Below are 7,537 nucleotides of genomic sequence, written 5' to 3' on the forward strand. Positions count from 1 at the left end.
CACGACAAGATAGTTTGCCGCCGAATGGACCGAAAACTGTAAACCGAATACCGTAAACCGCCAAACATGAAAAAACCAAAACAAACTAAATACACACGCCCGGAGGGGGCGGGCGGTGGCCGGTCGGCTACGAGCCGCACCCGCGAGAAAGGTGCCGAACGGGCGTCTTCCCGCAATGCCGTTCGGTCGGGTGATGTGTTTCTGGACGAGCTGAAAAACGACATTATGGCGTTTTTTCAGATCAACGATGGCGAATCGTTCACCATTGAACAGATAATCGACCACTACGATACCGGCGACCGGCGCGTACAATTGATGATGTACGGCCTGATTGCCGAACTGGTAAAGGAAAAAGCGCTGGTGCGTAATCCCGACGGGTCGTACAGCGCCGAGCCGGAGGCCAATACCGTGGAAGGCACGGTCGATCACGTTAACTCGCGCTTTGCGTTCGTTAGCCCGATCAGTCCGCTGGGTACCCGTGCCGACCGCGATAATGACATTTGGGTATCGACCGATGACCTGCACGGGGCTGTCGACGGCGACCGCGTCAAGGTGGTACTGTTTACCGATTCACGCAACCGTAACCGGCGTACGGAAGGTAAAGTCGCCAGTATTGTCGAGCGGGGACGTACCGAACTGGTCGGCCGCATCGAGGTATGGGATACCTACGGCTTTGTCATTCCCGATAGCCGGAAGATCTACGACGATATTTTCATCCCGAAAGACAAGCTGGGGGCTGCCAACGATGGCGAAAAAGTCATTGTCCGCATCACGAAGTTTCCCGACCCCTACAGCAGCAAACAGCGCTTTGAAGGCGAAGTCGCCACGGTGCTGGGCGTAGCCGGGCAGAACAACACCGAGATGCACGCCATCCTGGCTGAGTTTGGCCTGCCCATCGACTTTCCGGCCGATGTCGAAGCCGAAGCCGAGACCATTCCGACCAGGATTCTGAAGAAGGAAATCAACAAACGGCGCGACATGCGCGAGGTGACGACCTTCACCATCGACCCCGTCGATGCGAAAGACTTTGACGATGCGCTGTCGGTGCAGTTTCTGGACAACGGTAACTACGAAATTGGTGTACACATCGCCGACGTAACGCACTACGTAACCCCCGGTTCGCGGCTGGAGGAAGAAGCGTTTAAACGGGCCACGTCGGTATATCTGGTGGACCGGGTTGTGCCGATGCTGCCGGAAAAGCTGTCGAACGGTCTGTGTTCGCTACGCCCGAACGAAGATAAGCTGACGTTTTCGGCTGTCTTTGAACTGACACCCGACGCGAAAATCGTGAAGGAATGGTTCGGCCGGACGGTGATTCATTCGAACCGTCGGTTCAGCTACGAGGAAGCGCAGGACATTCTCAACAACAGTAACGGTGATTACCTGTCGGAGCTGCAACTGCTGAACGAACTGGCGTACAAACTGCGCGACGAGCGGTTCAAAAACGGCGCTATCAATTTCGAAACGGTAGAGGTCCGGTTTAAACTCGATGAGAATGGCGTGCCGCTGTCGGTCTATCCGAAGCTGCGGCAGGACACCAACAAGCTCATCGAAGAATTTATGCTGCTGGCCAACAAGCGCGTTGCCGAGTTTGTGCATCAGCTGTCGAAGAAAGGCGAGGAGAACACGATGGTGTATCGTATCCACGAAGGCCCCGACCGCGACCGACTGCAACTGTTTGCCGATTTCGCCGGTCGTCTGGGCTATAAACTCAAACTGGACGACGAGCATCTGTCGGGGTCGATGAACAAGTTTATGGCGACCATCGAAGGAAAGCCGGAAGCAAGTATGCTATCGCAGCTGGCAATCCGGACGATGTCGAAAGCACGGTACAGCACCGAAGACATTGGCCACTTCGGCCTTGGGTTCCGCCGGTATTCGCACTTCACCTCGCCGATCCGTCGCTACCCCGATATGATGGCGCACCGTCTGTTGCAGCATTACCTGAGCAAGGGCAAACCCGAAGCGCGGGAGCCGCTGGAGGAACAGTGTAAGCACGCGTCGGCGCGGGAGAAAATGGCCTCGGACGCCGAACGCGCCAGTATCAAGTACAAGCAGGTCGAGTTCATGAGCCGGATGGATACCGACAAGACCTTCGAAGGCGTTATTTCGGGTGTTACGGAGTTCGGTATTTTCGTGGAGATCACGGAGAACAACTGCGAAGGGCTTGTGCGAATGCAGGATCTGAGCGACGACTTTTACGAGTACGACAAAGACAATTTCCGCATTGTCGGGCAGCGGTCGAAAAAGATGTACACCTTCGGTGATCCGGTCGTGGTGCGCGTAAAGGAAACCAACCTTGCCCGGCGCAGCATGGACTACATTCTCGTCAGCGACAAGGCGGGTCGGGTAACCGATGCGGGTAATAAAAACGCGTCGCGCTCTAACCGCGATCGTCGGTCGGCACAGGTATCGGCCGGTCGGAAGTCGGGCGGTGGCCGGAACGGGGCCGCTGCCAAAGGCGAAAACCGGCGGGGTGGCCGGGGACGGCGGTAGGCGAATAAGAGAAAAAAGACAATAGAAGAAAGACGTAAGACAAAAGAACGCGTTGTGTCACCAGCATGCTGTTCTTTTGTCTTACGTCTTTCTTCTTTCATCTATAACGACGCTATGGATCTTTGCTTTGCTACAAATAACAAGAATAAACTGGCTGAAGTATCGGCTCAATTGGGCGATGCCTTCGTGCTGAAAACGCTGGCCGATATTGGTTGTACCGATGAATTGCCAGAAACCTCGGGTACGATACCGGGTAATTCCCGGCAAAAAGCCGATTACGTCTGGAAACAGTTCGGCGTGTCGTGCTTTGCCGATGACTCGGGACTGGAGGTCGACGCACTGGATGGCGAGCCGGGTGTCGACTCGGCGTTCTATTCGGGGAGCCGCGATGCGGGGCAGAACATCCGGAAAGTGTTGACCAGGTTACAGGATAAAGCCAGCCGTAAGGCGCGGTTCGTTACCGTATTTACGCTGGTTTTGCACGGCCTTGAACACCAGTTTGAGGGGGCGATTAACGGAACGATCGTCGATGAGCCGCGCGGCACGGGCGGTTTTGGCTACGACCCTATTTTCCTGCCCGATGGCTACGATCAGACGTTCGGCGAAATGACACCGGAACAGAAGCGAACGATCAGTCATCGTTCCCGTGCGCTGGCAAAGATGGTAGCGTACTTACAGAAGCAGGTAAACGTGTAGATTTGTCTGCTGCGTGTCCCTGTCGAGAGGTGACAGAAGTCGTTCTCCTGTTCTCCAAGGTCTGTGTCTTCACAGACCTACGTCCGGCCGGTGCCGTTAGACTACCCCCCGCCCCCTGAAGGGGGAGGAATTCGAGCACAAACTTCTCCCCCTTCAGGGGGCGGGGGGTAAACAACTTCTCTCCTATGTCTTCACAGCCACCGGGATAACGAACATGGGACAAACAACTACGCAACGTTCGGAGTCCGGCGCGATACCAGCCCCGCGATAGCCAGCCCAACAGCCGCAACGGCACCCGCACTGGCGACGATCAGGATGCCCTGATTCGCTTGGTGTTTTACGGCAATGGCAGCATAGGCCCAGGCAAACACCAGTATGTACGCCACACTCCGGTAGCGGTTGAACAGATAGGTGCCAACGACCAGCCCGACAATCAGGACACCTTCAGCCCAGGTGCTTTCGGAAAGACCCGACAGCGGGAAATTGCTGGCTTTCAGGTAGACGGTGATGTTTAGAATTGTCGCAACGGTAAGCCAGCCGAAATACAGCAGAAACGGTATCCGGGCCAGCCACGTTTCCTGCGTAGGGGCGGGATCGGGGATGTCTAACCTAGGGTTGATCTCCAGTTTCTCGACGACCATCAGCAGGCTGAAGAACATCAGCAGAATGACCAGCAGCGCCACGCCAATCCGCTCCTGATTGAAGATCGGACTCCAGACTGCGTTGCAGATGGCGTTAAGAATGATCCACGGTCCGGCAGCACGGAACCGGCGGTTTGTTGCCTGCGCGGGAAGTGCCTGATAGACTGCGAAGATTAATAGGCCCAGAAAAATCAAGCCCCAGATCGAAAAGGCGTAACCAGCCGGTGTGATTAGTGTCGGATATTTCGCCGACACCTCGCCGTTGGTCTGACCCCCGAAGGCACCTGTGTTTGATAAAGCGTTCACCACGATCAGGCCAACGATCGTGACGACAATCAGTACTTGTCGAAGTTTGTCGTTCATAAAAAAGCCGGTATCAATGACAATAACGAGCCGCTGTCTGACCAGCAGGCAGATTATGTCATCGATAAACTACGGCTAGGCTAACATGTTCCGGCAGTACGCCAGACATTTTTTCACTTCTGCCACCGAGGTCGAGCCTTCCGGCACTTTGTACTCCAGCTCGACGGTGGCAGGGAAAGTGTACTTCTGTTCCCGCATCAGCGTCAGCACCTGCTTCAGGGGGGTGTCGCCCTGACCCCACGGTAGATTTCCCTTGCCGTGGTCGGGTCCCTGCCGGTCTTTGATGTGCATACTGGCAATGCGGGTATGATGCGCCCGGATGAATCCCAGCGGGTCGGGCTGACCAGCCGCAATGTAGTGCCCCAGGTCGAAGTTGATGGCGTTGGCGGGCGACTGTGCAAGGGCGGTATCCCAGAAAGTGGGCGTCTGCTGTTCGTGCCCGTGGTAGGCGACCCGAATCCCGTTCTTCTCGGCCAGTTTACCCAGCTTGAGTGTATGCGCGTCGTTGCCCGGATGCTCCAGTGTGACCTGATTGGCACCCAACTGCTTAGCCGCCTGCATGCCGTAGGTGATTTCTGCATCAGAACTGTTCATGCCGAACGCATCGGGTTTAAACCCGTAAATCGTTACCCCCGCCTGATTGTACTGCTTTCGCAACTGGGCAAACTTGTCCATCGGGGCCGATAGCCGCCATTTGGTCAGCTCGGCGCGGTAGGCTTTGGTTTGTGCATCGGCATCAGCCAGTTGTTTCTGCTCGTCGTCGGTCAGCGTCTGGTTCTCGCGACGCTTGCGCATGAGTGGAAAAATAGCCTGCATGTTCACCGGATTCTTCGGCGCACCGGCAAACGTTTCGGCTGGTCCGCCCATCAGCTCGATGGCGCTGATCCCACAGTCGAGCACGTATTGCAAGGTCGCGTCGGCGCTTTGGTCGGGCATATCGCGGAACGAGTAGGTAATCGTGCCGATCTGTACCCCGCCGATCCGGGAGTTGGGTTTGTCGCCCAGATTACGGGTGAGGGCGGGGGCTCCGAAGAGCTTGCTGTTGCTGAGTACAACGCCGGACAGCAGAGCGGCCGTTGCGCTTATGAACTGACGACGCGTTGGCTGATTTTGCATAAGGCAAGGCTGTTTAGGACGTAAAGCGATTAGATTGTGCCGGAAAATTTGGCCATTGCGTATTATTGTAGAACGAATGCTGGCCACGAGGTCAGAAGATACTTTATGGCAGTTCCTACCCATCCGTCTCCCGTACAGTCGACCCCGGTCGGTTTGTTTAGTTTACCCGTCATCGTGGCGGCTCTCGGTTACTTTGTCGACATCTACGACCTGCTGCTGTTCGGTATCGTGCGCGTGCCGAGTCTGAAAGATCTGGGCTTGGATGCCGAGCAGATTTCCAGCGTCGGTACGTCGATTATGAACTGGCAAATGGGTGGTCTGCTGATCGGCGGTATTCTCTGGGGCGTGCTGGGCGACAAGCGGGGCCGGCTGTCGGTGCTGTTCGGCTCGATCATTACGTATTCCATCGCCAACATTGCCTGTGGCTTTGTGAAGCAGGTAACGTTTATGGACCCCGTGACCTACTACGCCCTGATGCGATTCATCGCCGGTGTCGGCCTGGCGGGTGAGTTAGGGGCCGGCATTACGCTGGTCAGCGAAGTGCTGCCGAAAGAAAAGCGGGCCATCGGTACGTCGCTGGTGGCAGGTATCGGGTTGTCGGGCGCGGTCGTGGCGTACTTCACCGTCAAACTGTTCGACTGGCAAACGGCTTTTCTGGTCGGTGGCGGGCTGGGTGTCGGACTCCTGCTGATGCGCGTCGGCGTGGTCGAATCGGGAATGTTCAAGGACGTCAGTGCCCAGTCACACGTCAGCCGGGGTAATTTCTTTGCTTTCTTTACCAATGCCGACCGGCTGAGTCGCTATCTCAAATGCATCGGCATCGGTCTGCCGACCTGGTTTGTCATCGGGATTCTGGCCACATTCAGCAATGAGTTTGGTCGGGCGCTGGGTATCGCCGAAGAAATTCAGCCGGGACTGGCGATCATGTGGTGTTACGTCGGTCTGGCCGTTGGCGATCTGGCCAGTGGATTTATCAGTCACGCCCTGTCGTCGCGGAAACGGGGCGTTGCCCTGCTGATGAGTATAGCGCTAGTATTTAGTCTGCTGTATCTGTACGCGGGCGTCGGCAGTGCCACCACGCTGTATGCGCTTTGCCTGGCAGCGGGTGTCGGTATCGGCTACTGGGCCATGTTCGTGACAATCGGTGCCGAACAGTTCGGAACAAACCTCCGGGCTACGGCTGCTACGACCATTCCCAACATGGTACGCGGGCTGGTGATTCCGATGACACTAACTTATCAGCTATTGAAGCCTTCGCTGGCTGTTGTCAATGCCGGTGCTGTCGTTGGTCTGATTAGTTTTATCCTAGGCTTCTATTCCGTTCTGACCATTCCCGAAACCCACGGTAAAGACCTCGACTATCTGGAGGAGTAGCGTTGAGGACGAGTCAGTCGAAGCGGCTGATTTAGTCGTAGCTGATCTGAATGATCTCCATCACTTGCTTCCCGCCCGGCGTAGGCCATTCAAGGGCGTCGCCGATCTGTTTTCCCTGTAACGCCCGGGCCAATGGTGCCGTAAACGCAATCAGCCCTTTCGTTGCATTGGCTTCGTCGACACCCACGATGGTGAACTGCCGCTTAGTCCCATCCAGCTTGCCACCGCGTATAGACAGGTCGACAGTGGCCCCGAAGCGAACGTGGTCCTGCTCGTGCGTATCGACCACTTTGGCGCTGGAAATCCGTTCGTTCAGGTTAGCGATGTTCCCGTTCAACAGGGCAAGCTGTCGGCTACGCTCATTTTCGTCGTCGGCCTGTGTGCCTTGCAGATGGGCGCGCTGCGTCTCCAGATCGTCAAGTTCCGTGCGCAACAACGTGAGTCCGCGTGGCGTGACGTAGTTGGGCGTACCCGGTGGGAGCGGGGCCCGTGCCGGAATCACGACGGGTGCGTCGGCCGTTTCATTTTTTAGAAAAGCACTGCTCATGGGTCAGGCAACGAAGCACAGTATGGCTTTGCCGCTCTGGGAAACAGCCCGTGTCCGGCAATTGTTGCAGCGGGTTACCCCCCAGCCCCCTGAAGGCAGGGCTGTTAAGTTCTTGATTTGATACTACCAGAAGCCAAATTTCCTTCGGCTAACAATACCCCCCGCCCCCTGAAGGGGAAGAAATTAGCACACGATTTTCTCCCCCTTTAGGCTAATCTTGTAGGGGTTTTGAAAACGAGTAAATTTGGTGACACAACCCCCAACAAAATGAGTGAATTCAGTCAGATGACACGCTTTCGGCCTC

6 protein-coding genes are annotated in these 7,537 nt (G+C 56.1%); 3 read left to right on the forward strand and 3 right to left on the reverse strand.

The annotated features are described in order from the left end of the window. Positions 1 to 66: 66 nt before the first annotated feature. A complete protein-coding gene (rnr, locus tag CLV58_RS20565) occupies positions 67 to 2,496 on the forward strand; it encodes a ribonuclease R (protein WP_106139712.1) in 2,430 nt (809 codons plus the stop codon). A 114-nt stretch (positions 2,497 to 2,610) separates the two neighbouring features. Then, positions 2,611 to 3,192 carry an RdgB/HAM1 family non-canonical purine NTP pyrophosphatase gene (gene rdgB, locus CLV58_RS20570; RefSeq protein ID WP_106139713.1) on the forward strand — a complete coding sequence of 194 codons (582 nt, stop codon included), beginning with the start codon at positions 2,611 to 2,613 and terminating at the stop codon, positions 3,190 to 3,192. Positions 3,193 to 3,419: 227 nt separating this feature from the next. On the opposite strand, the gene CLV58_RS20575 is transcribed toward rdgB, so the two are convergent. Next, positions 3,420 to 4,196, reverse strand: coding sequence for a TspO/MBR family protein (locus CLV58_RS20575; RefSeq protein ID WP_106139714.1), 777 nt, complete (start codon positions 4,194 to 4,196; stop codon positions 3,420 to 3,422). A gap of 75 nt (positions 4,197 to 4,271) precedes the next feature. After that, positions 4,272 to 5,312, reverse strand: coding sequence for a sugar phosphate isomerase/epimerase family protein (locus CLV58_RS20580; protein ID WP_106139715.1), 1,041 nt, complete (start codon positions 5,310 to 5,312; stop codon positions 4,272 to 4,274). A gap of 105 nt (positions 5,313 to 5,417) precedes the next feature. On the opposite strand from CLV58_RS20580, the gene CLV58_RS20585 reads away from it, so the two are divergent. Continuing rightward, positions 5,418 to 6,686, forward strand: coding sequence for an MFS transporter (locus CLV58_RS20585; RefSeq protein ID WP_106139716.1), 1,269 nt, complete (start codon positions 5,418 to 5,420; stop codon positions 6,684 to 6,686). A 31-nt stretch (positions 6,687 to 6,717) separates the two neighbouring features. On the opposite strand, the gene CLV58_RS20590 is transcribed toward CLV58_RS20585, so the two are convergent. After that, the gene (locus tag CLV58_RS20590; protein ID WP_106139717.1) at positions 6,718 to 7,233 is read right to left on the reverse strand and encodes a GreA/GreB family elongation factor; all 516 of its coding nucleotides are present in this window, start codon (positions 7,231 to 7,233) and stop codon (positions 6,718 to 6,720) included. Between the last annotated feature and the right edge of the window lie 304 nt (positions 7,234 to 7,537).

The organism is Spirosoma oryzae (assembly GCF_003002825.1).
GTDB lineage: Bacteria > Bacteroidota > Bacteroidia > Cytophagales > Spirosomataceae > Spirosoma > Spirosoma oryzae.